At 42.2% G+C, this 26,128-nt stretch carries 21 protein-coding genes; 3 read left to right on the top strand and 18 right to left on the bottom strand.

The features are described from left to right. Nucleotides 1–99 precede the first annotated feature (99 nt). The 4 genes from ACQKMP_RS07895 to leuB form a co-directional block, all read right to left on the bottom strand. Nucleotides 100–1,206 (bottom strand): ATP-binding protein, encoded by a 1,107-nt coding sequence (locus ACQKMP_RS07895; protein WP_427469127.1) that lies wholly within the window; start codon nt 1,204–1,206, stop codon nt 100–102. Nucleotides 1,207–1,573: 367 nt separating this feature from the next. Further along, complete coding sequence (locus tag ACQKMP_RS07900; protein WP_042125131.1) at nt 1,574–1,981, bottom strand: hypothetical protein; 408 nt, start codon at nt 1,979–1,981, stop codon at nt 1,574–1,576. A 229-nt stretch (nt 1,982–2,210) separates the two neighbouring features. Beyond that, nucleotides 2,211–2,750 (bottom strand): peroxiredoxin, encoded by a 540-nt coding sequence (locus ACQKMP_RS07905; RefSeq protein ID WP_042125130.1) that lies wholly within the window; start codon nt 2,748–2,750, stop codon nt 2,211–2,213. Between the two features lie 161 nt (nt 2,751–2,911). Then, complete coding sequence (gene leuB, locus ACQKMP_RS07910; protein WP_042125128.1) at nt 2,912–3,994, bottom strand: 3-isopropylmalate dehydrogenase; 1,083 nt, start codon at nt 3,992–3,994, stop codon at nt 2,912–2,914. Between the two features lie 228 nt (nt 3,995–4,222). Here leuB and ACQKMP_RS07915 point away from each other — a divergent pair, with 228 nt between their 5' ends. Continuing rightward, a complete protein-coding gene (locus ACQKMP_RS07915; RefSeq protein WP_042125126.1) occupies nt 4,223–5,203 on the top strand; it encodes an aldo/keto reductase in 981 nt (326 codons plus the stop codon). An 80-nt stretch (nt 5,204–5,283) separates the two neighbouring features. Here the strand turns inward: ACQKMP_RS07915 and ACQKMP_RS07920 are convergent, their stop codons facing one another. The 4 genes from ACQKMP_RS07920 to ACQKMP_RS07935 all read right to left on the bottom strand — a co-directional run bounded on the left by ACQKMP_RS07920 (nt 5,284) and on the right by ACQKMP_RS07935 (nt 7,980). Next, a complete protein-coding gene (locus tag ACQKMP_RS07920) occupies nt 5,284–6,375 on the bottom strand; it encodes a DUF4097 family beta strand repeat-containing protein (protein ID WP_042185736.1) in 1,092 nt (363 codons plus the stop codon). Nucleotides 6,376–6,392: 17 nt separating this feature from the next. Beyond that, a complete protein-coding gene (locus ACQKMP_RS07925; protein ID WP_427469128.1) occupies nt 6,393–6,890 on the bottom strand; it encodes a hypothetical protein in 498 nt (165 codons plus the stop codon). An 80-nt stretch (nt 6,891–6,970) separates the two neighbouring features. After that, on the bottom strand, nt 6,971–7,423 hold the full coding sequence (locus ACQKMP_RS07930) for a zf-HC2 domain-containing protein (RefSeq protein WP_339269450.1): 453 nt from the start codon (nt 7,421–7,423) through the stop codon (nt 6,971–6,973). After that, nucleotides 7,420–7,980 (bottom strand): RNA polymerase sigma factor, encoded by a 561-nt coding sequence (locus tag ACQKMP_RS07935; protein ID WP_042185733.1) that lies wholly within the window; start codon nt 7,978–7,980, stop codon nt 7,420–7,422. Before ACQKMP_RS07935 ends, ACQKMP_RS07930 begins: the two co-directional genes overlap by 4 nt. 124 nt (nt 7,981–8,104) lie before the next feature. Between ACQKMP_RS07935 and ACQKMP_RS07940 the strand changes: the two genes are divergently transcribed. Beyond that, complete coding sequence (locus tag ACQKMP_RS07940; RefSeq protein WP_427469129.1) at nt 8,105–11,200, top strand: ATP-binding protein; 3,096 nt, start codon at nt 8,105–8,107, stop codon at nt 11,198–11,200. A gap of 86 nt (nt 11,201–11,286) precedes the next feature. Next, nucleotides 11,287–12,441, top strand: coding sequence for a response regulator (locus tag ACQKMP_RS07945; RefSeq protein WP_427469130.1), 1,155 nt, complete (start codon nt 11,287–11,289; stop codon nt 12,439–12,441). 192 nt (nt 12,442–12,633) lie between these two features. On the opposite strand, the gene ACQKMP_RS07950 is transcribed toward ACQKMP_RS07945, so the two are convergent. The 10 genes from ACQKMP_RS07950 to ACQKMP_RS07995 all read right to left on the bottom strand — a co-directional run. Further along, on the bottom strand, nt 12,634–14,382 hold the full coding sequence (locus tag ACQKMP_RS07950) for a beta-galactosidase family protein (RefSeq protein ID WP_341125980.1): 1,749 nt from the start codon (nt 14,380–14,382) through the stop codon (nt 12,634–12,636). A gap of 30 nt (nt 14,383–14,412) precedes the next feature. Beyond that, nucleotides 14,413–16,074 carry a DUF4091 domain-containing protein gene (locus ACQKMP_RS07955; RefSeq protein WP_427469131.1) on the bottom strand — a complete coding sequence of 554 codons (1,662 nt, stop codon included), beginning with the start codon at nt 16,072–16,074 and terminating at the stop codon, nt 14,413–14,415. Then, entirely contained in the window at nt 16,071–17,354 is a 1,284-nt protein-coding gene (locus ACQKMP_RS07960) for a Gfo/Idh/MocA family protein (protein WP_427469132.1), read from the bottom strand. The genes ACQKMP_RS07955 and ACQKMP_RS07960 overlap by 4 nt, the downstream gene beginning before the upstream one ends. 52 nt (nt 17,355–17,406) lie before the next feature. Further along, nucleotides 17,407–18,300: a carbohydrate ABC transporter permease gene (locus ACQKMP_RS07965; RefSeq protein ID WP_042125110.1), complete on the bottom strand. Its 894-nt coding sequence runs from the start codon at nt 18,298–18,300 to the stop codon at nt 17,407–17,409. Between the two features lie 9 nt (nt 18,301–18,309). Further along, on the bottom strand, nt 18,310–19,200 hold the full coding sequence (locus ACQKMP_RS07970) for an ABC transporter permease (RefSeq protein ID WP_042125108.1): 891 nt from the start codon (nt 19,198–19,200) through the stop codon (nt 18,310–18,312). 89 nt (nt 19,201–19,289) lie between these two features. Then, complete coding sequence (locus ACQKMP_RS07975; RefSeq protein ID WP_379422963.1) at nt 19,290–21,023, bottom strand: extracellular solute-binding protein; 1,734 nt, start codon at nt 21,021–21,023, stop codon at nt 19,290–19,292. 125 nt (nt 21,024–21,148) lie between these two features. Next, nucleotides 21,149–22,489 (bottom strand): response regulator transcription factor, encoded by a 1,341-nt coding sequence (locus ACQKMP_RS07980; protein WP_427469133.1) that lies wholly within the window; start codon nt 22,487–22,489, stop codon nt 21,149–21,151. Between the two features lie 2 nt (nt 22,490–22,491). Continuing rightward, nucleotides 22,492–24,231, bottom strand: coding sequence for a sensor histidine kinase (locus tag ACQKMP_RS07985; RefSeq protein WP_427469134.1), 1,740 nt, complete (start codon nt 24,229–24,231; stop codon nt 22,492–22,494). A 130-nt stretch (nt 24,232–24,361) separates the two neighbouring features. Further along, complete coding sequence (locus ACQKMP_RS07990; protein WP_042125099.1) at nt 24,362–25,204, bottom strand: MBL fold metallo-hydrolase; 843 nt, start codon at nt 25,202–25,204, stop codon at nt 24,362–24,364. A 289-nt stretch (nt 25,205–25,493) separates the two neighbouring features. Further along, nucleotides 25,494–26,128, bottom strand: a 635-nt coding sequence (locus ACQKMP_RS07995) for an Ig-like domain-containing protein (protein ID WP_427469135.1), incomplete at its 5' end; no start/stop codon positions are given.

The raw sequence follows: 26,128 nt of genomic DNA on the forward strand, positions 1-26,128 counted from the left end.
AAAACCAACCCCCATTGTAACATAAGCAAGGCCGATCTCTGCATCTGTATTATCCGCAGGGATCAGCCTCTTAAACACTTTATATTCTATTCGAATGTACTAATGGATTAATGGCAATGAGATTACAAAATGAGTACCTTCGTTAACTCTACTACTGACAGAGATACATCCGCCATGATTTTTGATGATTCGGTCACTCACGGAAAGCCCTAGCCCTGTCCCATTCTCCTTAGTTGTAAAAAATGGACTAAATAACCTGTCCAGTGTACGGATATCCATTCCCTTTCCGTTATCAGAGATGAACATACGGACCTCAGAACCCTCTCTGTGGGCTCCAACCTCTATTTTACCCATTAGACCATCTGCTCTATCCGCAACGGCCTCCATAGCGTTTCTAATCAGGTTGAGGACTACCTGTTTCATTTGTTTTACATCTCCAGAAATCATCATATCTCCCTCCTGAAAAGGATGTAGATTGATCTGGCAACCTTTCATCAGGGCTTCGCTCTCTGTAAGCAGCACTACTTCCTTGAGTAAAGCTGACACAGGAATCATCCCCACTTGAGGAACTGACGGCTTGGAGGAAGTAAGGAATTCATGAATGATATCGTTCGCACGATCGATCTCCGCCAAGATTATCTTGCCGTATTCCTGCTTCCCAAGCTGCTGTAGATGCGGGTGCAGCAATTGAATAAATCCACGAATTGCAGTTAATGGATTCCGGATTTCATGGGCAATAGATGCAGATAATTTACCTAGCATAGCCAAACTATCGTTCTGGTAAGCCGTTTGCTCAATCAACTTATAATCGGAGATTTCTTTAACTGTAAACAAATAACAACCCTTCATTTGCTCTCCACAGCATAATGTAACCTTCCAGTAACGGCCATACTCATCTAAAAATTCATAATTTGATTTTCCTTTGTATACCATCTCTCTATAGCTTTGCAGTACTTGCTTTTTCTTAAAGCGGCTTAGTCTAACGTTAGATAATAAGTGTGATATTGTACAGCCGACAAGGGAGTGACGGGTTAATTCTAGCATCCCGTACATTTGCTTATTTACAAAACTTATAACTCCCTCTTCATCAAAAAGCATGATTCCGCTGTCAATATTCTCTAGTACATCCTCGTATGTAGTATCCACAGGCCCTGACTGATAGGTTCTTCCCGGTAATAGAAGACTTTCTTGATATTGGCTAATCACGATACGAAGTTCCCCCTTTTACTGCATTTGACGAAGACGCTAAAGCGACATCAAATTACTATGTATTTGAGTATATGACGAAGCCGCCAGAACATTCGGTAATCGTTGCACTTTTTCCAACCGGTTCAATTATATTCCAATCATATCCAAGTGAAGTAGACAACGCAATCAGAGAAACTGTCGAATGATAAAAAAATTCATAAAATGATTCCAAAGACATATAAAATATCACATCAAATTATATTTATCACTATTAGTTCGTTCAAATGATTTAAACTCTTTTAAAAGAAAATAGAAAAAGCTAAAGGCCCTCGCGGTTGCGAAGGCCTTGATAAAGAAATGGGTCAGACCCAAATTGTAAATAATCTTACGCTTTCTGTTGCAGACGAAGGCGTCTTTGACTCATCACAGCTAATCTTTTCTTCAATTCCCGTTCCCACTTCGTATCCTCAATCTGTTTGGCTACAGCAAGCAGGTCAAGCGCCATATCGATCTGACTCCGCACAATAGCTAGAGGCTCTTCACTCTCGATGTTAATGACGTTCTCGAATATTGCAGTTTCGTCTTCCATGACATAGTCCTGAAAATCCACATCAGTAACACCGTCTCCATGTGCGTATTCCGCCAAGATCTCATACTCGTTTTCGACCTTATAGTGAACCTCTACACGATGACATACCGGACAAAAAAGCAGGGGAACATTATGGACTTGCGTGCGATAATGTTTAAGGGTTCCCTTTGTTCCTACCATACTCGCTCCACAGCAAAAGCTCATATTTGTTCACCCTCCTTAGAATAACTAACCCATCTGAGTTTTTATTATTGTATTACATTACCCCAATGGAGATTCCTCCACTCGAGGACATAATATAACTTTTCACGCCTATTTTCAAATCCATTTTTTATTTAAGCCTTTTTTGGTGCAAAAAACCTCCTTACAGAAAAAACTTCTGCAAGGAGGTCGAAATCAGAATATCAAAGATCAGATAATAGCAGAACAACATTTAAAGGTTTCTGTCACCTGGTTTCCAGTTCATTGGGCATAAGCCACCAGATTGCAGGGCTTGCAGGACACGAAGTGTTTCTTCTACGCTGCGACCTACATCATTGTGATTAACGACCTGATATTTCAATTCACCTTCAGGATCAATGATGAACAATCCACGCAATGCAATTCCTTCTTCTTCAATCAGAATGCCGTAGTCTTTAGCAACTTGTTTAGTAATATCAGCAGCAAGCGGGAAATTCAAACGGCCAAGACCATTCGAATCCTTAGGTGTATTGATCCATGCTTTGTGGCTGTGGATCGAATCTACACTTGCGCCGAGAATTTCTGTATCAAGCGCTTCGAACTGCGCAGCTGCTTCACTGAGAGCTGTGATTTCAGTCGGACATACAAAAGTGAAGTCCAGAGGATAAAAGAAGAATACCAGCCATTTGCCACGATAGTCGGACAGACTTACTTTACCAAAATCCTTACCATCACCTGATACGGTTTGCATAGTAAAATCTGGAGCTGGTCTACCTACTAAACGTTCAGCCATTGCCAAAATCCTCCTTTGATTATGTAAGAAACCAACCATTTCTTGTCGTGATATGCTGGAATAATTTACATCTTGTCTACATATCAAATGGTATCATCGTACAAAATCAAAGTCAATCTTAGACAAATTCCCCTATAATCGTAATTAGAAATTAGATTTTATTATGCTTTGCGGATAGCTGCAACAATCAGGTCGCCCATTTCAGATGTACTGATCGCTTTGCTCTTATCTACGGCGATATCACTTGTACGGTGTCCTGCATCCAATACTTCAGCTACTGCAGCCTCTATCGCAGCAGCCGCATCCTCATAACCAAAGGTTAAACGGTACATTAGTGCTAAGGACAAGATTGTTGCAATCGGGTTCGCAAGTCCTTGTCCGGCAATATCAGGTGCGGAGCCGTGAACGGGCTCGTAGAGACCGTAGTTACCATCGCCCATCGAAGCGGAAGCAAGCATACCGATAGAGCCTGTCAACATCGCAGCCTCGTCGCTCAGAATGTCACCAAACATGTTCTCGGTAACGATAACATCAAAGCTAGCTGGACGACGCAGCAGCTGCATTGCGCAGTTATCAACGAGTACATGTTCAACCTCTACCTCAGGATATTCTGGAGCAATCTTATTTACGACCTCACGCCATAACCGTGAAGTTTCAAGTACATTCGCTTTATCAACACTTGCCAGCTTATTGCGACGCTTGCCAGCAATCTCAAAAGCCTGACGTACAATTCGTTCCACTTCCATTACGTTATATACACAGGTATCCACTGCTTCTTCACCATGTTCACCTTGACGACGCAGTTTATCTCCGAAATAAATCCCACCAGTCAGCTCACGAACGACCATAAGATCGGTACCTTCCAGCACTTCTGGCTTCAATGTCGAAGCGTCCTTAAGGCAATCGAATACGACTGCTGGACGTAAGTTTGAGAACAATCCAAGTGCTTTGCGAATGCCAAGCAATCCGGTTTCAGGACGAAGCTCCTTAGAATTGTTATCCCACTTCGGTCCGCCTACAGCGCCCAGTAATACGGCGTCAGCACTGCGACAGATTTCCAGTGTATCTTCCGGCAGCGGTGTGCCTCTTTCGTCTATTGCAATGCCTCCAAAAAGAGCGTGCTCCGTTTCAAAAGCATAACCAAATACTTCTTCCGTTGCTTTCAATACTTTTTCTGCTTCAGCTACTACTTCAGGTCCAATACCGTCCCCTGCAATTACGGCGATTTTTTTAACCTCACTCATCTCAGTCACTCCTCAAGTGGTCTGCTCTAACAGACATAGTTCTTCTTTATATTGTTGTATCATACCCAGTCGTAAAGGACAAAGATATAGATTCTATTGAGTTGATAGGCATAGCCTATAATTCAATGAGATAAGACAACTTATCCAAATTGCCGCTTCATATTTGCTCTTATTTCTGAAGATGTTTACAATTAAGTTGAAATCATCTACCTAAGGAGTGAATGCGAAGTGCAATATGCTAAGCTTGGCAAATCCGGTATGAAGGTCAGTCGGCTATGTCTCGGAACAATGAACTTTGGCCCACAAACAGATGAACAAGAAGCCTTCCGTATTATGGACGCTGCACTCGACGCAGGTGTTAATTTTTTTGATACCGCTAACATTTATGGTTGGGGTGAGAATTCCGGTTTAACAGAAACGATTATTGGTCGTTGGTTTAAGCAGGGTGGTGGGCGACGTGAAAAGGTCGTGTTAGCTACCAAGGTATACGGTGCAATGAGCGATAAGCTCGATGGCCCTAATGATGAGGGTGGACTATCATCTTATATTATACGCCGCCATCTAGAGGGGTCTCTGCAGCGTCTCCAGACCGATCATATTGAATTGTACCAGATGCATCATGTTGACCGTAGTGTCTCTTGGGACGAGCTGTGGGGGGCTTTTGAGCTTGCTGTAAACCAAGGAAAGATTGGTTATGTCGGCTCCAGTAACTTTGCGGGATGGGATATCGCTGTAGCCCAACAAGAAGCGAAGGCACGTGGCTTTTTAGGTTTGATTTCTGAGCAGCATAAATACAGCCTCACCTGTCGCCTTCCTGAACTTGAAGTATTACCCTCCTCTCTCCATCATGGATTAGGCGTTATTCCTTGGAGCCCACTGGATGGAGGTCTTCTTGGACGCAATGCACTTAAGAAAATAGAAGGCAGCCGCAGTGGAGGGAATGCTGAGCGCGTAGAGCAATACAAAGATCAGCTTGAGGCTTTTGCAAGCTTATGTATGGAGCTTGGGGAACCACAAGATAATGTAGCACTAGCATGGTTATTAGCCAATCCTGCTGTAACCGCACCAATTATTGGACCACGCACACTAGAGCAATTCGAGAGTGCACTGCGCAGTCTTGAGATTGTGCTAGATGAATCTGTCCTTAAACGTTTAGATGAGATCTTCCCAGGACCGGGCGGAGAAGCTCCTAAAGCTTACGCTTGGTAGGTTTCTTATAATTTGAAAAAGGGCGCTAAGGCTTCAGCAGAACCAATCGCTGAAGCCTTAACTCCCTTTATTGTTCGTACTTATTCAGCTGTGTCCACGGTTACACTTCCATTACTCGTACTTAGGTCCACAGTATAAGTTCCTTTACCAAGAATGGCAGTGCCAAAGCTGTCCCCGTCTAGATCCCAAGGGACATTCCCCTTCAGTGAGCCATTGCTAGTATCCGCTGTAATCTTCGCATCGGACACAGTTGGCAACCCCACCGTAATCTTTCCGTTACTAGACGAACATTTCCATTTTCCAGTCACTGCTGAATTAATAGTGATCTTGCCGTTGCTGCTCTTTGCCGTCAACGCTCCATCTATATTATCCAATATAATCGCACCATTAGAGCTTTTGAGCTGCGCTCCACCTTGGATGTTCTGAACAGTCAGTGAGCCATTACTGGTATCTGCTTCAACTCCGCCAGCAACATCATGAATATTTATAACCCCATTACTAGTATCAACCACTAAGCCAGACTTTAAATCCCAGGCTTCTATTGACCCGTCACTAGTATCTACCTCAACGGCAAGGCTGCTAGGTACACTTACATTTAAATAAGGACTTTTAGTATTAAATCCAAACTGAATATTAGAGAACCAATTATGATCTGTATCAAGCTCCATAATCAGTGTATCTCCCTCAGTTTTTACTTTCCATTTCTTTTCCAACGCACTTTCGGCTTCACTTTGCGATTTTCCAGGTAGGAGTAAGCTTCCCTCATAATCCAATGAGCTTCCATCTATTCCCTCGACCTTTACTTTTCCACTTGGAAGTACGATTTTCAGCGTCGTAATATTGTCTTTCACTTCGACATTGCCGCTTAGTGGAGTTAAATGTGTATTCCCGATTAAACTGCTAAGTGAGCCGCCGGCCATTACGCTCTGCGCACTGCTTGCTCCAACCAACAGGATGATCAATAGGATTGCCCAACCGCTCACACGACTTTTGGCATCGGATTTGATAAACAATCTTAGCAACATCTCGAGTCCGAATAGGATCAACAGTGCTGGCCATAAATAACCAAGTACTTCATAGCTGATCATATTATACTGAGCCATCACAATAATGACACCAAGTGCAATGCAGCCTATAGCTGCAGTAAAACTCCCGATTTTCCATCTCCCCATAGTCAAATCCCCGTTTCTTACGCTCTCGTATTGTTTCTTAGCATCTTCAGACCGTACGCAATCAGACCCAGTGATAGCAAGATCGTACCAATGTTAATCTCAATTAACATTCTCCAAAGCGTCGGAAATGCTGAGATCACCAGCATAAGGAAACCGGCAACAACACATCCAACACCAACCCAAGCCGGATTCACATCTTCATGTGGGTAACCCGGCATAGAGGACATCCCCATCGTCCAAGGTTCTCCGAAGCTGTCAGGATGGAACATCATACGCTCATGTTCGGCAGCAGTTATTTTCATCCAAGCCGCTTTCTGCAGGGCATCAAACAATTGGTAAAACCATAGTGCAGCTAGCGCAAAAGGGAAGATCATGGGCTCAGACGGAATAAACATAATACATAAGGAAGCCCCGATCATAAACTGCAGCCCCTGCTTTTTGAAGCCTAAGTACAAATGACCTACACCAGGAATCATAGCTAGCATAAAAGTGAGCCAACGTCTCTTCTTAATCATAATACATCCTCCTAAAATTTGGATAGCATAAACTTTTCAGTTTACCTGAATCCATCTATTATTTATAAATCTCTTTATGACTATTTTCTAAAACCACCAAACCATTGGGTCACCGAATTCGACACATGACCATTAATTTCAGTAATCCCATAAGCCAAATTCTCAAAAACGCCAAACTGTAACAATAAGAAGCTCAAGCAGGCAGCCACCGCATAATGCATCCAAGATGTTCTAGGAGCATAGCGACGTCTTACGCTTGTCGCTTTAACCGCTCGCTCTCTGCGTCCTGTTTCGAGCTGCTCGATATGGGCCATAACACCTGCTGCGAGATCTGGAAAGTCCATCTGTTCATGCTGATATTCACTGTCCGTTTCCATTTCTGACCAAAGAGCGGACATTTCCTTAGCTTCCTCCAGCCACTGCGCGCAATCAGGACAGGATTGTATGTGCAACCGGATACGCAGCTCCATATCTGGAGACAGTAGGCCGTCAATGTAATGTGGCATCCATTCCTTCACTATTGCACAATTCATCGCAATTCCTCCCTTTGTCTACGCATCATCTGTCTGGCACGATAAAGCTGCGATTCGATAGTCTTAACGGAAACACCTTTTTGCTCCGCTATCTCTTGATAAGAATTTCGCTGAAAATAGTACAGCTGTACGACCGACCGGTACGGTTCCGCAAGGCTGTTCACATTCTCACCCAGCTCAGCTGATTGTTCCTGCTCTAGCACCTCTTGCTCTGGTGTTTGAGATGTTACCCAATCATTCTCAGTGTAATCAGCCGCACTCCGATGCCTCCACTCCCTATCATTGGCCCGTTTCCAGTCCAGACAGGTTCGATAGGCTATCCGATAAAGCCATGTCGAGAAGGTAGATTGTCCTCTGAAGGAGGGGAGCGCTTTGTATGCTTTTATAAAAACCTCTTGGGCCATATCTTTGGCCGATTCGGCTTCTCCAGTAATCTTGACGCACACTCTGTATACCATGCCTTGGTAACGTGTCACCAAATGCCCAAAGGCCTGATGCTCACCGTTCAGCACAGCAGAAATCCATTCCTTCTCTTCCAGCTTTCTCCCCTCCTTCACCTACATAACGTTAGACGCCAGCCAATTCTAATCCCCTGCAACTTTGCCGTAACTTTTTTAAAAATTTTTGAAATATTTTTGTGAAAGGAATATATTGTTTTTTGTCGAATAATGTTTAATTACTATGACTAAACGAAAACTCTTTCTAATTATCGTGCTATTTCTTACTATACTTACTGGATTTCGCTTCCTATGGGTTTGGGCATCGCCTCATGCCATACAACCACAATTAGTCAAAGGAGTTCTCGATTTACGGAATAAAGACTTAAATCAAGACAAGCTCCTTACCTTAAAAGGCCAATGGGAGTTCTATCCTAATACGCTGCTTCCCACTTTCAATAAAGAATCTCTAAACAAAGCTCCCCCTAAAAAATATATACAAGTCCCGGATCAGTGGAACGATGCCATTCATAATGGCGAAAAGTCTGCTTTAGGCTACGGCTCCTATCGGTTACGGATTCTTGTAGATAAAAACGAAAAGCAGTCTTATGGCATACTCATATCCGGGGTTCGGACTTCTTCGGAAATATATATCAATGGTGAACTACTGGGAAATTCAGGTTCTCCATCTGCCAATAAAGAAGACTATGTTGCTCGTGTATTACCTTACTCCGTAACTTTTACAACGGATAAGACTGAGATTGAAATTGTGATTCATGTAGCCAACTACTCTTTAGCTCATACAGGTGGTATTTTTAAACCCATTTTATTTGGTAACGAAAAAACCTTAACACATCAGCGGATCGTTTCCATAGGCCTTCAACTGTTATTATGTGTAGTACTTCTACTTCATGCAGTCTATGCAGCAATATTATATACCATTGGTCCGCGGCAAAAGATGTTGATCTATTTTTTTCTGTTGGTAATTTCCGCTATAACTACAGTACTTATTGATGATGACAAGCTTTTGCTGCATATGCTTCCCTTAAACTACCAATGGAGCTTAAAACTATTAATCATATCTAATATTATGGCTTTTATATTCATCTTACTGACAAGCAAGCAACTAATGTTCCATAATTTAAAAATTAAAAGCGTTCGGATCCTGACCAGCTTATCCTTGGTACATATCCTTTTCATACTGCTCGGTCCCGTTGTCCACTATTACGAATCATATACGCTTCTTTTTTTCATCAATATATTCGTTCTATCATTAGAAGTTGTAGTTCTCTTTCTGAAATCTGCGCTTAAAAACAACGATGGCTCTATTTTTCTATTGCTATCTATCCTAGCCATCATTAACAGCAATCATTGGGGATTGTTCAAAAATTTCGATCTGGTTGACGTTACCTATTATCCTTTCGACCTGATTATTGCCTTTTTATGCTTTGCGACTTTTGGGTTTAAGCGCTATTTCTGGAATACTAAACAGACTGAAAATCTGGCAAAAAGCCTGCAAAGAACCGTTACGCAAAAGGATGATTTCCTAGCTAATACCTCTCACGAGCTGAAAAACCCCCTACATAGCATCATTAATATTGCTGAGACCGTCTTAGACAGTGAGAGAGACTCTTTAATGCATCAGAACGCAAGTAATCTAGAACTGCTAATTACCGTCGGAAGACGTATGTCTTTACTGATAAACGATCTTCTAGATCAATCACAGCTTCGTGAAAGCAACATTCAATTACAGTTAAGAAATGTTCCCATTCAATCCGTAGCTGTTGGCGTACTCGATATGCTCAAGTTCCTAACGGAAGGTAAGCACATTACACTAATCTCGGAGATTCCCGACTCGTTTCCTTCTATTGTGGCAGATGAGAAAAGACTCATTCAGATTTTGTTCAATCTGCTTCAAAATGCTGTGAAATATACGAGTGTAGGCTCAGTTAGGGTCCATGCGGATATTCATAAAGGTGTGGCGCGCATCCATATTACGGATACTGGCATTGGAATGAACGAGGAAACACAGCTTAGAGCCTTCCAACCCTATGAACAGGGTGACTCAAGCGTGACAGCAATAAGTGGTGGAATTGGATTGGGCTTAAGTATTTGTAAACAGTTAGTTGAACTTCACGGTGGAGAGATTAGCGTAAAATCTTCACTTGGCAAAGGCTCTACTTTTACTTTTACTATGCCTCTATCCGATTCAAACATTCAAAAATTCAATTTAGAATTCTCAACAGTGACTGAATACACGGACAAACTATCTCATATTAGGCTATCCGAATTTAACACTACATCTGCTACTTCAACGGATGGAAGAAGACCTAAGATTTTGGCTGTTGACGATGACCCGGTTAATCTGAAAATCCTTACTAGCGTACTGTCCATCAAAGACTATGAAATGGTTACGGTAACCAGTGGAATTGATGCTTTAATAAAACTGGATACTGATCAATGGGATTTAATCATTACAGATGTAATGATGCCCCAGATGTCCGGCTATGAATTAACACAGAGAATTCGTGAACGTTTTACTATAGCTGAGCTTCCTATTCTACTTCTGACCGCACGTAGCCAGCCGGAAGATATCTACACCGGATTTGTTTCGGGCGCGAACGACTATGTAATGAAACCCATGAACGCTATGGAGCTAAGAGGACGGGTACGTTCGTTAACAGACTTAAAACAGTCCGTAAATGAACGGCTTCGTCTGGAAGCAGCATATCTTCAAGCGCAAATACAACCACATTTTTTATTCAACACATTAAATTCTATATCTGCTCTGGCATCTTTTGATACACAGCGTATGGGTCACCTTATTGATGCCTTTAGCTCTTATTTACGCTTAAGCTTTAACTTCTTGAACGCTGAGCCGATGATACCGATTGAACACGAGCTTGAGCTTGTCCGTGCCTATCTGTACATAGAGAAAGAGCGCTTTGAGGACAGGATGACCATCAACTGGGAGTTAACAGAAAATCTACATTTCCAGTTACCTCCCTTGACCATTCAGCCACTCGTTGAAAATGCCGTTAGGCATGGTATATTAAGCCGCTCCAAAGGAGGTACGCTTTCAATATCCATCAAAGAACTAGCTGATGACATCGAGATTACAATCGCTGATAATGGTAAAGGTATGACTTCCGAGCAACTTCAGCAACTGCTGAGCAGTCAGTCTAATGTAACAAGAGGGATTGGATTTCTTAATACACATAAACGCTTGTTACGTGTCTATGCTAAGGGTTTGCAAATTAAAAGCAAGGAAGGGCTAGGTACTTCAGTAAGTTTCATAATCCCTTCTGAAAAAAGAAATATGAATCACAAAAATACCTAGTCACAGACAGACTATAATGAACCGAAAAATAAAGAAGAGTTTATTGTTTTTTGCTAAAAAATACTATATTGAGTGGTGAAATAACAATGATTCAAGCAGTATTGGTGGACGATGAACGTCTTGCTCTCGTAAAGTTAGAATTCATGTTAAAAGAAATGGAAGCTGTTCATATCATCGCGTCCTATACAGATCCTGTTCAAGCTATACAAGAAGCTCCAGCCTTGGAGCCTGACGTTATTTTTATTGATATTGAAATGCCTGAAGTGAGCGGACTTCAAGCTGCCGCAATTCTGCAAGAGGTGTGTCCAAACGCTAATATCGTTTTCGTGACCGCGTATAACCAATATGCAGTGGAAGCCTTTGAGTTAAATGCGATTGATTATATTTTGAAGCCCGTGCGACATGACCGTTTATTCAAAACAGTACAACGCTTGGAGGACAGATTGAAGTTTGCACCAAAAAGCAAAGAGGTAGCACATGAACTAACGATTCGTTGTTTTCAATCGCTGCGTTTTGAACGAGGAGGACAACCTTTAAACAATCTCCGTTGGAGAACTTCTAAGGCACAAGAATTGTTTGCTTTCTTGCTTCATAATCGCAATCGATTCGTCAGTAAAGATACCCTGATTGACCTACTATGGCCAGATTTCAACCTTAAAAAGGCTTCTACCCATCTCTACACAACCATTTATCAAGTACGACAATGTTTAAAGCAGAGTGAGGTAGATCTGCATATCAGCAACGTCAGTGGCGGAGAAGGGTATACGCTTGAGACCGGGCCGCTTCTAATCGATGCAGCCCAGTGGGAGCACAACATTCTTGCACTCGAATCCATTGGAGAGGACAATTGTGCAGAACATCAAAGCTTATTTGAGCTTTATTCAGGGGATTATTTTGGAGATTACGATTATTTGTGGGCGGAGGGCGAACGACAACGTCTGCGCACCATTTGGCTACACCATGCTATGGGAATGGCCCAGTTCTATATCGACAACAACAGAGTTCCCGAAGCTGTCACTGTGTATCAAAAGGTAGTACAGCTTCAGCCCTATTTTGAACAAGGACATTTAGGATTAATGAAGGTCTACGACAGTATTGGGGAACGATCCGCAGTGGAAGAACAATACAAGAATCTGACGGAATTATTGAAAGGCGATCTAAGTATTGGTCTTCCTGCCGTTGTTCAAGATTGGTATGAACAATGGGAACTACATAACCTTAGAATACGCAGCAAGAAATAGTTTCTATTTAACAAAGACACCCGGATCTATTCGGGTGTCTTTGTTGTTACGATATATTAATTGCTGCGTTTGAAACAGCTAGTTAAACGAAGCTAGCGAATTACGCAAGATTGAACAAACTTGTCCGAAGCAAATTCAGACATGGTTCAATAAGCCGCAATTCTAACATGTTGTTGGCAGAGCTATGCCCTATTATCCTAGTTCCGGTTGATCTACGAACGTAACAGCGGTATCTGAAGTGCTGTGCAATTCAAAGATGACAATCTCATTGTTGCCTTGTTTCAATAGAGGACCTGGCACATACATTGTTTTCTGTGGTCCTATATTCCAATAGCGTCCAAGGTTGAACCCATTAATGAACACGACGCCTTTAGTCCATCCTTCCATGCTCAAGAACGTATCACAAGGTTCATCCACAACCAAGGTGCTGCGGAAGAAACTAGGTTCCACTTGCCTGAATAAACCTTCAAACTGCAGACCAGATAAATCCGTTAATGGCAACGTATAAGTCGTCCATTCCGACAGAAACTGCCGTCCATAACGTACTCCTTCAGTAATCCCTTTACAATCTCTCATAAAAGGACCATAGTTGACGCGTCCTAAATTCTCCACAAGTATACTAACATGCAGCCCTTCGGCCGGAACCTCGAACTCTAATTTCACCTCTGGCTCTACACGATCTAAGGTTGCAGTGAGCTCTCCATTCAGAAAGACTAATGCACGATCATGTAAATCCTGGATGAAGAACTCATCTTTGGGACGAGGTCCTGTAAGGAACGTACTATAATGAATAAAGCCATAATCCTGACCCAATTTCTCCATCGGTTCAGGGTATACAGAGTGAATAGGTGCAGAAATACGATTCAAGTTTGCGGTAAGTGAAGTCTGCTCCTTCATCTCTACTCTCCCATATGCTCTCTTAGCGACAGGAGCTGGTAACTCAATGGGTCCGAGATCTACATATTTGGAGATCACTTCACGAACTGCATAATATTTAGCTGTCGGCTCACCGGATTCACTCAGTAAGGAATCATAGTCATAACTAGTAATTGTTGGTTCATAGCTGTCAAACGTATGTCCATTCGCTCCGTTGTAGAACCCAAAGTTAGTTCCGCCATGGAACATATAGAAATTAACGGATGCGCCTAAACTAAGTATCTCATCCAATACCTTCGCTACATCCTCAGCCGGACGCGTATGATGCTCCTCACGCCAATGATCAAACCAACCGTTCCAGTATTCCATACACATGATTGGAGCCTCTGGTTGGTATTCACGGAGCTTGTTGAATGCTTCTACTGGACGTGATCCAAAGTTCACCGTCTCTAGCACACCTGGGACCATACCTCCCTGTAACATCGCGTCTTCAGGTCCATCGGAAGTGAATAGTAGTACATCTATCCCACGGGAAATCATGCTGTCTTTTAAATGAGTCAAATAGCGCTTGTCATTGCCGTAACTTCCGTACTCATTCTCAATCTGCATAGCAATGATCGGGCCACCATTTGTACATAACAGTGGTTGTAATTTGGGGAGCAATACATCATAATACGCATCTACATGATCTAGAAATGGCTTATGGTAGCATCGAAGACGCATATCCGAATCAGCTAGCAACCAAGATGGCAGTCCACCAAATTCCCATTCTGCACAAATATAAGGTGCGGGACGAACGATGACATGCAGACCCAAATCTCCTGCCAATTCAATAAACCGGACTACATCTGCCATACCTTCAAAATTATGTTGGCCTTTCTTCGGCTCGTGTAAATTCCATGCCACATAGGTTTCAACCGTATTGAAGCCGCAAGCTTTTAATTTGATAAGACGGTCTTCCCAATGTTCCGGCAGAGTCCGAAAATAATGGATGGCCCCTGAGATAAGCCGTATCGCCTGATCGTTATAATAAAAGGAAGATCCTGAATAATGAAAAGTTGCCATATTCTCAACACCTCGTAATGGTATGATCACTTAAGTAGAATAACTTGCTATCGCTTGATTGATCCGCTCTCTTGCCTCTAAGAGCCATGTTCCCTGATCCCTCGGGTATACAGAGAAGGTCAACGATGTACTCAGACCCTCTTCCATAATTGCTATCGTTGCTTTCTTGCCAATTTTCTGCTCAAGTAATTCTAGTGCGCGCAAATCCTGCAACCCTTCATATAGAACTTCCAGTCGAATGGATTCAATCGGGCCTTCTTCTCCCGGATAGACCAAGTAGGCATCTCCTGAGGGAAATGCATGCTCAGCGTCAGTCGTACGATAAGGGTCCAGCTGCTGATTCAATGAATATTGCGAGTACCAGAAGTTATAACCCCAATGCAAGAAGCCCTGTAATCCGAATTTATACAATTGAAACCCGATTATACGATTTCTAGCAGACGGCATGTTGAAAAACCGGTTGGATACTTGTTCACCTTGAGCGCAGCAATAGTACGTCCAAAGGTCTGGAACCTGATGTTCTAAGAACGGTTCAATATGCGTATTCGCAGGAATCGGCCTTTTCACCAGGCCCTGTTCATACAACTCCAATTCGGACAAAGCGTCCATGATCGGATAACTTGATAAATGTTTATAAATGATCTCACTTGCAGCTCGGTACGATTCCAAATGTTCCTCTCCTGGTTCATCTGAAATATGGAACCAGCTTTGCTGGTCTATTCCCTGCTCTTTCAAATATTGATCTAAGCAAGGTAAAAATTGATCCAAGAAACTACGGTATTCCGCTGAGGATGCGTCCGTATCCCAACCGAATAGTTGCTGATCTTCACCTTGAATGGTTACCATTATTTTTGGTGCACATTTTGCACCCCATTGAGTAAATAAATGAGAGAACTCAAAGTATTTGAAGCCAAGTCGGCGGCACATCGATACCCAACGAGTAAGCAGATCAAATCCGAATTCATAACAATCTCCCGCTTTAGTCACGGAAATCAATTGAACGGTTGGACGTACTCCACCAATGGCTGTATCCAAAGGCGGTGTAAACAACGGAGTTAAGATCATGTTCATGCCATGCTTAACCATCGTATCTGCATAACGTTCTATAAGGGCCCAATGCGCTTCACTAAATACTTCGACACCATACTTTGTAGCAAGACAATCCACATGGAACCATTCCGTATGAATTAACTGTTGCGGCGGTAGTGTTGCAGGGATGACGGTTAACTCGAATACATCCGATTCACCTAATATCTGCCCTTCAGATGATTTGAAGAGGACCTGAATAGAGCGAAGCCCCGTACTCATTGTTTCATCCAAGGTTATCGCCACCCATAAAGATCGCCATTGTCCCGGGATCGATGAAATAGATTGTTGATCCAGCGTATACAATGGATCTGGATATAATCCCGGCGTAGTTCTTAGCACATCGTCATCATGATTTTTGAAACAAGGCATTTCTGAGGGAACAAGTCCAACGGATCTTATACATATTAGATCTGGAAGAGATGACTTTATCTCTACTTCAATATTCTTTAAAAGTGTATCTGAGGTATAAGCGACTTGGAACGAAAATGTTTCCCCGACAAGTGCGGTTGCACTGTGATAGGGTTCATGATTCGGCACTTCATCAGCAAATACCTTAACCAACGAACTTAATAACATCGTCTGAAATGGCTGCGGAGCATTCATCGTTGCTTCACCTCTTCATCATTACAGACACTTTGAGCAAATTCTTTCAGAACAATACTGTTACCCTCGATGCGAGATTGCTCCGCTGCAAAAGCCATAAGGTGACTTTGAACGGAATGATTTGCTGATGTAAGACCCTGAATCTTTCCTTCCGCTCGAACCAGCTTAACAAAATCTTTGATTAACCCCATATCGCCGCCGCCATGACCAACATGACCACCTGCATTCTCGAACGAGATTCTCTCTACCTTACCGCTGCCAAAATGGATCACTTCAATTGCATTCTTCTCCATCGCACCGCGAATTTCTCCCGTGGTACCCATCAGCTTGAGGGTACGACTTACATCTTTGGTAAACGCACTCATTGTAAAAGCTATAGTTACGGAATTAGCGAATTCTAGATTTACCACTTGATGGTCGACGACATCATTATCACAATGATAGACACATCGTCCATAAGGTCCTTCCTGAAGAGCATTCAGTCGGGCTTCATAGCTTGGATCATCGCTAATTGCCGATGTAGGCCAATCCGTATCCTCCGTCAAATATTGATTAGGAGCATAATAGAGACATTTATCTGCTGCTGGGCATCCATCTGTGCAACGTAGCGGGGCTCCTTCCGGTGCTTCACTAGATTTGAAATGGGACAGTGAGCCGAAGGAAGACACTCGAACACATTCTGAATCTGTCAACCAGGAAAGAATGTCCAGATCATGACAGGACTTAGCGAGAATCATCGGACTGGACTCATCCTTTTTGCGCCAATTCCCTCTTACGAAGCTATGAGCTTGATGCCAGTAACCCACGTTCTCATTATGTTGAATGGACATCAATTGTCCGATCGCACCACTTTCCAGCAGTTCCTTAATCGTAGAGAAGAAATTGGTATATCTCAATACATGGCATATCGAGAAGACACGATTCACTTTAGAAGCCATTTCACCCATAAGTACACATTCCTTGGCATCAGGGGACATCGGTTTTTCTAATAGTACATGATACCCTGCCTCCAGTGCTTTCATTGTCGGCACATAATGCTGATTGTCTTGGGTACAGATAAATACCGCATCTGCTACTTTCGGGGAGGCAAAAAAATCATCCCAATGGGTAAAGCACATATCATCAGCCAGCTTATGTCTTGCCTTAAATTTATTTCTCCGCTTCGCATTCGGCTCTGCAACAGCTACAACTTGAAGCTCATCGGGGTGCTGAATCGCATATTCTGAATAATTAATTCCTCGCAGGCCCGCTCCAATTAAAGCAACAGTAACTTTCTTCATCGCAATCTGCTCCTTCATATGAGACTTTATGCTATGTCTTTCCTCTATTTCTTTATTCTTTAACACTACCAACCGTCATTCCTTTTACGAAATACCTTTGTAAGAATGGATACACTACCATAATTGGCAATGCGCCCATGAATATTTGCGCCGTTCGGATCGTCTTCTCACTCAGGTTCTCCATCACCTTGAGCTGCTCAATAGACATCGATGACATCTGGGCATTGATAGACATAATCAAGGTAGAAAGATAGGTCTGTAGTGGATAGTGCTCAGGCGAATTCAGGTAAAGGATACCGTCAAACCAAGCGTTCCAATGCCCAACTATGGTGAATAACCCAATCGTTGCGATGGATGGAAGGGATATCGGTAAATAAATTTGCCAAAGTACTCTCCAATGTCCGGCACCATCAATCGTAGCCGCTTCATCCAATTCTCTTGGAATAGATCTGAAGAAGTTAAGCATCAGAACCATATTCCATACATTCAATGCACCTGGTAAGATAAGCGCCCAAATGGAATCGATTAAGCCTGTATTCTTCACTACGATATACGTCGGAATTAAGCCGCCTCCAAAAAACATCGTAATCGCGAATATCCATACATATACGGTTCTAAATTTAAACTGATCATTCGATTTGGACAGTGGAAAAGCAGTAATAAATACTAGAAACAAGTTAACTACTGAACCGAGCACTACTCGTTTTACGGAGACTCCCAAGGAACGAAAGAACTCTACCTTTTCTCCTAAATATACATAAGCATCCCAGGAAAAGCCGACGGGCCAAAGCTTCACTTCTCCAGCCATCGCAGCTGTATTCGAGCTAAGTGAGATGGAGAGTAAGTGTACAAATGGGATAATGCCGAGTATGGTAATGAAAGTTAACAACAGCGTATTGAACACGATAAATAACTTTCTGCTGAATGATTGTTTATGTAGCACCATCTCCACCTCCTAGAATATGCGGTAATTGTTAAATTTGTACGCTGCATAGTAAGTTGTTGATACCATAAATAAAGATATTATCGATTTAAAGAGACCCACTGCTGCCGCAGGTCCAAATTGTTGGCTGAACATCCCCAATCGATAGACAAATGTATCTATTATATCTGCGCCTGCATATACAGTCGGGTTATACATAATCAATATCTGCTCAAAACCTGCGTTAAGAATACCACCGAGACCTAATACACTAAGTAAAATAATAATCGGTGCTATACCTGGAAGCGTAATGTTAAGCATTTGCTTCCATTTCCCTGCACCATCTACCTCTGCCGCTTCATACAGCGTCGCATTAATTCCTGTGATGGCAGCAAGCATGATGATCATATTGTAGCCCATGCCTTTCCAGACATCCGAGCCAATGATAATCCCCCTGAACCAACCATTATCAAGCATGAACATGATAGGTTCTAAGCCCATAGCGGAAATTAAGCCATTAATAGGTCCATTGAGAGAGAATAATTCAATAATGACACCCCCAAGGACAGTCCATGAAAGGAAGAACGGGAGGAAAATGGCGGATTGAATAAAACCTGCGAACCATTTCTTAGTAAGCTCATTTAATAATAGAGCTAGAATGAGCGGGACAAGCAGAGACAATACCATTTTGATGATAGCTATGACTAGCGTATTCCAAAGTACTTGCTTGAAATCCGGTAAATTAAATACATAACGGAAGTTATCTAATCCCACAAAATCAGATTTAAAAAAACCGGATAACGGCTCAAACTGTTGAAACGCCATAACCAGGCCGGCCATCGGTCCGTAGGCATAAATCAGTGTAACAATCACACCCGGTATTAACATGATATGAAGCGGATATTCTTTCTTCAGTGATTTCATAGATGCCCTCCTCACCAACTTACTCATTTTAAAACGGGAGGTGAGTCGGCTCACCCGACTCACCTCACCCGCTTTCTTGTCCCTATGATTTATTTCGTAGCTTCCGTGCTATACCATTCATTGACCTCATCGATAATTTCATTACCGCCAAGTGCCTTCCAGCTATCCACGAATTTATCGAAATCATCAAGAGAACCACCCATGATAATCTTGGTAAAGGACTCTTGCATCAACTTATCCAGCTGACCGCCCTTTTCCACTACTGTTGGTGTAGGAAGACCGTAAAACTCGTTGTATACAAATTGTTGATTTTCTTTAATTTGTCGTGTTAAGCCCCAGCCACCGTCTTTTGCAGCCCGGCTATAATATTGACCCCAGTTTACACCTTTGGTAGCGTTAGATGTGTCGCCTGCCAGGAAGTCCTTAGTCGCTTTGAAAGTATCCGCAACGGTCTTATAATTTGCATCGTCTATTGTAATTTCAGTCTGATTAGCATCGAGCGCTTTGTTTACTTCCCTGTAAATCGTATCAATATCAACAGGGTTGGCAATCCGTGGGTTAAACCAGTTGTATACATAGCCATCTGCCGCTTTGTTCTTATCCTTGTATTTCTTATTACCAACTTCGATGTAGAAATTGAGCATCTTAATCGCTGCTTCGGGGTTCTTCATCTTTTTGTTCACAACGAAAATTTTGTTGCTGCGGATTTTTGGAACGAGTGATTTAGCTGGACCATCAATCCCTGGAAGCTGAATTGCAATCCAATCCGCCTTTGGATCTTTGTCTACGCTGGAGTTAAGCGGCCAGTTCGGATACCACCACTCTCCGTAGGAAATACCCACTTTACCTGCAGTCAGATCTTCTACAGCCTTATTCTCATCCTTTAGTGCAAACTCTTTATCAATAATTCCATCTTTATACCATGCTTGTAGCTTACCAAGTGCAGTCTTCACTTCAGGCTGAATCAATCCCGGTAACAATTTGTCATCGCCGCCTTTAATCCAAGCCGATTGTTTATCACCAACGGAAGGATAAGCACCGAATCCATTAAAGAAACCTCTGACATCAAATCCCCAAAAGAAGAGATTCTTTTGCATGGCGATACCATAGGTGTCATTCTTACCATTCTGATCTGGATCATTATGTGTGAATGCTTGTGCAACTTTCTCAAGCTCATCGATCGTCTTCGGTGCCTGTAAACCTAGATTATTAAGCCAATCTTGACGAATCCATAGCAGCTGCGTGGATAAGAAGGGATCTTCAAATGCAGGAATACCTAATTGCTTACCATCCGCACTGAACGTTTTCATCGCGAATCCACCATCTGAGTCCATATAAGCCTTAAGAGCTGGTGACGCATATTGTGCATAAGCATCTGTCAGATCAGCAAGCATATCTTGCTTTTTAAGTTTCTCATAGTTCTTCTGATCAACTTCTATCACATCGGGTAGATCCCCCGATGCCATGGCAAGCGAGAACTTCTGCTCAAACTGGGCAGAGGGAACGGTCCATTTGTATTTCACTTCAATATTCATCATCTCTTTGAGATCTTTCAGGTAGGCATTTTGTTCCGGTGTTATTCCGCTTGGAGTTCTTGGATCTTCTGGTGGATTATATCCTAGTATTTCTGTAACAGTGACCGTTTCCGGGTATTTCCCTAGTGGATCAGGTGCTGTGGCGCTGTCTGTCGCACTATTCGTAGTCTCTTCCTTAGGCGTAGATGGTGCATTCGCATTTCCATTCCCTTGACTTCCACATGCTGACAATAATGAAAGAATCATCGTTACTGACAAAATAATTTTCCATGGTCTCATTTTTTTCATCTGAACGCTTCCCCCCTTTGTTTGCTGCAATTCTTGTTGTTAATCAGTGTTCCTAGTTATTATTTTAGTCACAGAGGAAACCGCTTTCAATTTCACTTTTTTTACATCACTTTCACTTTATTTACTTATTTTGAATTCCGATAATCCTGTGGAGATAAACCCATTTTGCGTTTGAAGAATGTTGTAAAGTAGGAGGGTGATTCAAAACCGACCCGGATGGCGATTTCATTTAATTTCAGAGTTGTATTCTTCATCAGCTGCAGAGCAACATGCAGCTTCGTCGACTGGATATACTCTAATAAATTTTGTCCTGTCGTCTGTTTATAATAACGAGATAAATAGGACGGATTAAGATGCACCTCTGCAGCAATTGAGGTAAGCGATAGATCCCCAGATAGGTTCTCCTGCACAAATTGGTGAATTTGTTCGATGATTAGCGTCTTGAAATCTTCCTGCTCGATTCCTCCAGCTTTGTGCATCGTATCCTCAAGTTGACTTAGTTTCTCAAGGTCTAGGATAAGCATGTGCTGACCTAATAAAGCTCTCTTTAGAATCATAGAGCGCACTGCTTCAACTTGAAGATGGATTGATTCCCAATGGTTAAGTAAATCCCCCGATATTCCGAATGAAACGCAGACACTTAGCAGCTCATCACACTCATTCTGTACAGGCTCTAATATCCCTCTCATATAAGCAACGATTCCAGGCCAATTCACCCCTTGATCTGGATAGTCACTACGAAAGCGATTCAGCAATCCTTCATCTGGTTGAAGCAGCCATATGAATACACGATCATCATAAATCACTTCTTCACATGCAATAGATGCAGGCAGGTGATCATGGAAAATACGCTGAACAGACGGAGGCATTTTAAATTTAGGATCATCTAGTCGATCCAAGATACCAACAAGAAAGAACGAAGGACGATCTAATGCAATGCCGAACTCTACATCCTTGTAACGTATATTATTGAGTATAGAAGTAATAGACTCCCCGCTCAGCACCCGCTCCATCAGCTCTTTCTTTAGGAAGGAACTAGCGATTTGATAGTGCATTTGTGCCTTTTCCAATTGAAGTCTACGACGGTTCTCCTCGTCTAGCTTGTCGATTGCTGCCTTCACAGCTTGGAAAATAGGTTCAATTCCTTCCGTTTTCAGAATGTAATTGTCCACATTCTTACGAATCGCTTCGTATACATAATCAAATTCACTGTATCCTGTAAGGAAAATCACTCGGCATAATGGCCAATAATAGACGATTTCGTCCACGAGCTGGAGACCATTCTTCTGAGGCATACGAATATCGCTAACCAAAATATCCAATTTCGTTTTCTTAGCAATTTCAAGAGCTTCGCTTGAGGAGTAAGCTTTTCGTATATCCAGTTCAAATTCTGAGTTATCCTGAAACAGTTGGACTAATCCATTCACAATCACAGGCTCGTCATCTACGATTAGTAATCTATACATAATCACACTTCCTTACTCTCATATTTAACTATCAGTTCTACCCTCAATCCTCCGTATTTGCTGCGTGAGACAAACAAGCCACTATCTGGTCCGTACTTCAATTGGAGTCTATTATTAACGTTGATTAATCCCGTCTTCTCAACTTGTTTCAGACCCATCGCAAGTTTCTTCTGCAAGTACTCTATTTCCTCATCTTTTAAAAGATTACCGTTATCTTCAATTGTGATAATTACTATTCCCTCTTCGCATTCGGCACCAATATAGACAACCCCTTGTCGGGAGTCGTCTTCGAAAGCATGCTCGAAAACATTCTCAACAATCGGCTGAATAATCAGCCTCGGTACTAAAATCGCGTTCGCCAAAACGGGTATTTCTTCATATTCGAAAGAAATACGATTCGAGAAGCGAATACACTGAATTTCACAATAATCAAGCGCATGCTGATACTCCTTAAAGAAAGGCACCTCGTCCGATCCACTTCTTGTGATGTATTGGTAGTAGCTCCCTAGCTTTTGTGAGAGCTCAGCCGCACTATCGGAATCTCCTACTTTACACATCATGTAAATATTAAAGAAGCTGTTATAGAGAAAATGCGGGTTAATCTGTGACTGCAATTGCTTCAACTGCGAATGCTGCAGGGCAATCTTCTGTTCATAATTCTCCTCAATAGAACGCTTAAGTCTAGAAGCCATGCGATTAAAACTATTAAATATATAGTAAAACTCATCTTTGGTCTTTGACTCGATGACTAAATCAAGATTATCCGTTTCTACCATACGGAATGTCTTAACCAATTTGGATAAGGGCCTATGAATCATTAGATTTACCGAATAAGAATAAAGTATCATTACCACAATAGCGATGACGAAAGAGGCATATAGTAGTGTATTAAATTGGCTTAAGGGCCTTGTGATTTCATTCTGATTCACGTACATAATCAAGGATAGATTCAAAGAACTGATAAAGTTATGGGCAATAAAGTAACTTTTACCGTTCACCTTGTTTATTTCTGGGATATCGGAATTAAACTGATCCTGTTTGGTGATGAGCCTAAGGACCTCAGTAGATACTAACTGATCGTCTGTAGTAGATAGAATATTGCCCAGCTCATTACTTCCCAAAAACACCTCCGATTCTTGATATAAGGTTGCGATTTGATTTAGTGCCTCCAATAGCTTACCTTTTGAGATTTCAATATACGACCAAAGCTCCGCATTATCTCCTGTTTCTATAAGGAAAATCGCATCACCGCTCCGATAGAATGAAGGCTTCTGCTTAACCTTAAGTAACGAGGAAATTTTCTCGTACTCCATATTAGGAATGGCCGTGACCCCCGTCTTACCAGAGATCGTTTTGCCCAGAGACTTAATATATATCCCGGCGTTAACCACATATTCGCTTGAGGCAATGATCCGATTCAATAGATCTTCAGCATTACCGATTAATTCTACCTCTTCATACTTTTCTAAACTTTCGCCTCGGAAACTAAGCTTCTGTATGTTTTTATCTTCTTGAAATTGTAATTGTTGATTGCGGATGAAATATATCTCTTTATCCAGTTGCTTGGAATAGAATGACGCCCCAGCCAGGGATGAGTCCAAAATCGTATTTTTGGTGAATGACATCCCCTTATAATTCACCCAAATATTCATCGAAATGAGCGGAATCAAAAAGACGATAAATACGATGACAACTTTCTGATAGACGAACCATTTTACTTTTCCCGTAGCCAGCAGCTTCATTCTCTACCTCCGTATCTACTCATTTTGAGCCCTTAAAGCTATAAAAAAGACCCGTAAAGTAGTCCTTTCCTCAAGGGAGGATTTTACGGGTAATGACTATTCTTTTAATTATAGATAGACTATCATCACATCATGCTAAGAAGACTTTCATCCCATCATAGGAAATGATGAAATTCTCCTCTGCTGTATTCTTAACTAAAGTATCATGCAACTCTGCGCTGTAGTGAGAGAAATGAGTCAGAATAAATGATGTACTAGTATCACAACTATTTTGGTCAAGCAAACGTTCTCTTACAATCCGACAACCGGAGATCCCCATATGATAATCATATCTATCCTCTAGCCCATAATTACAATCCAGACTAACAACGTCCAGGTGCTTATCACGTAGATAATTGAAGGTTTCATCACTGAATATACCACTATCATTGCCGTATAAGAATCTTGTGTTATTCTGCTCAAGTAGATAGATAAAGCTATGTTCATCCGGCTTGTGATGGGCTGGCAATGCGGTTACTGTCACTTCTCCAAGAGTGAAGGGCATGAAAGGCTGTATGATATGAAACTCGTAAAAAGGATCTTCAATCGTATCGGTTCCATAATCATAGCGAAGAGCTGATTTCATCGTTTCTTCTACCGTTTCATTTCCGTAAATATGCAGTTTTTTTCCACTCTCCTGCAGCTGACAATACCAATGTTCATGCCTCATCATGAGCTCTGCTGCTGCAAAATGATCCGTATGCGAATGCGTAACAATCAAATGATTAACTTTCCCCAAATCCAATTTGTAACGAAGCTTATTCATATACATGTCAGGTGAGAAATCCAGCAGCAAATCAGAGTTAATAAGCGCTCCTGTACGAGCGCGAATATTCTTGCCACCAAGCTCCATCGCCATAGAGCAACGTTCACATTGACAAAATAAAGCTGGATAACCCTCGCTTGCTCCAGTTCCTAAATACATAAATTCCATGGTATCATCTCCCAGCGCATTTTATGATAGCGCTTACTAATTAGTAAAAAAAAGATATATGCTAAATAGTGTCGCTGGCGCTACATTACGAATAATGAGTGAAAATCCCATTTTCGTCAAGGTTCACTTCGTTGGGAGTTGGGTAGCAAGTGAAGAAGGTTATGAAACGAGTAGCCATAGACCAAAAATAAAGAGCAAGGCTCCTCCAATAACAGGAGGAGCCTTGCTCCGTTGACTTTTATCCTATGGGTGTTGAGTGCCGGGACAGCACCCTTATCATTACGATATATTAATTACTTCGTTTAAATCTTCGAGCTAACACAAATCCCACAAGAACTAGACCTCCACCTACTAAGTAAATAGGAAGTGCACTGTCTTCTCCCGTTTTCGGAAGCTCTGTTGGTTTACTGCTGTTATCCCCTGGTTCTTTCACTGTACCTGTCGGTACTTCCTCGACATCAATCTCGATCTCGATCTCTTCTTCATTTCCATTCTCATCTGTCACAATGATCGTGAACTTGTCTTTGCCAATGAAGCCTGGATCTGGTGTATAAATCCACTTGCCATCCTTAGTAATTGTCACCTTACCATGATCTGGCTTTTCACCGACACTCGGCACGCCCCCAAGTGGGATTTCACCTTCAAGAGGAACTTCCTCATCTGTAGTCAGTTTCTCTACAGGTGGCGTCACCTTCGGAACAATAGGCGTGCTAGTTGGCACCACCGTAATAGTTGGTGTTGCTGTTGGTGCTACCGTTGGTGTCGCCACCACAGGTGTTGCGGATGGAGTAGCCGTAACGATTACTCCCGGTATTGACGTCGGGGTCGACACAGGGAAAATTGGATTGTCTGGCGTCGACGTAGGTGTTACTGTCGACACAGGTGTTTCCGTCGGTGTTGCTGTCGGCGTCGGTGTTGCTGTCG

The organism is Paenibacillus sp. NPDC101420, from assembly GCF_050277435.1.
Classification (GTDB): Bacteria; Bacillota; Bacilli; order Paenibacillales; family Paenibacillaceae; genus Paenibacillus_AQ.

Coding starts and splice junctions, on each gene's coding strand:
- ACQKMP_RS07930 (WP_339269450.1), bottom strand. CDS start 7,423: ATGAATTGTGCAATAGTGAAGGAATGGATGCCACATTACATTGACGGC.
- ACQKMP_RS07975 (WP_379422963.1), bottom strand. CDS start 21,023: ATGAAAAAAATGAGACCATGGAAAATTATTTTGTCAGTAACGATGATT.
- ACQKMP_RS07985 (WP_427469134.1), bottom strand. CDS start 24,231: ATGAAGCTGCTGGCTACGGGAAAAGTAAAATGGTTCGTCTATCAGAAA.
- ACQKMP_RS07945 (WP_427469130.1), top strand. CDS start 11,287: ATGATTCAAGCAGTATTGGTGGACGATGAACGTCTTGCTCTCGTAAAG.
- ACQKMP_RS07970 (WP_042125108.1), bottom strand. CDS start 19,200: ATGAAATCACTGAAGAAAGAATATCCGCTTCATATCATGTTAATACCG.
- ACQKMP_RS07920 (WP_042185736.1), bottom strand. CDS start 6,375: ATGGGGAGATGGAAAATCGGGAGTTTTACTGCAGCTATAGGCTGCATT.
- ACQKMP_RS07960 (WP_427469132.1), bottom strand. CDS start 17,354: ATGAAGAAAGTTACTGTTGCTTTAATTGGAGCGGGCCTGCGAGGAATT.
- ACQKMP_RS07990 (WP_042125099.1), bottom strand. CDS start 25,204: ATGGAATTTATGTATTTAGGAACTGGAGCAAGCGAGGGTTATCCAGCT.
- ACQKMP_RS07955 (WP_427469131.1), bottom strand. CDS start 16,074: ATGAATGCTCCGCAGCCATTTCAGACGATGTTATTAAGTTCGTTGGTT.
- ACQKMP_RS07940 (WP_427469129.1), top strand. CDS start 8,105: ATGACTAAACGAAAACTCTTTCTAATTATCGTGCTATTTCTTACTATA.
- ACQKMP_RS07965 (WP_042125110.1), bottom strand. CDS start 18,300: ATGGTGCTACATAAACAATCATTCAGCAGAAAGTTATTTATCGTGTTC.
- ACQKMP_RS07980 (WP_427469133.1), bottom strand. CDS start 22,489: ATGTATAGATTACTAATCGTAGATGACGAGCCTGTGATTGTGAATGGA.
- leuB (WP_042125128.1), bottom strand. CDS start 3,994: ATGAGTGAGGTTAAAAAAATCGCCGTAATTGCAGGGGACGGTATTGGA.
- ACQKMP_RS07950 (WP_341125980.1), bottom strand. CDS start 14,382: ATGGCAACTTTTCATTATTCAGGATCTTCCTTTTATTATAACGATCAG.
- ACQKMP_RS07900 (WP_042125131.1), bottom strand. CDS start 1,981: ATGAGCTTTTGCTGTGGAGCGAGTATGGTAGGAACAAAGGGAACCCTT.
- ACQKMP_RS07925 (WP_427469128.1), bottom strand. CDS start 6,890: ATGATTAAGAAGAGACGTTGGCTCACTTTTATGCTAGCTATGATTCCT.
- ACQKMP_RS07905 (WP_042125130.1), bottom strand. CDS start 2,750: ATGGCTGAACGTTTAGTAGGTAGACCAGCTCCAGATTTTACTATGCAA.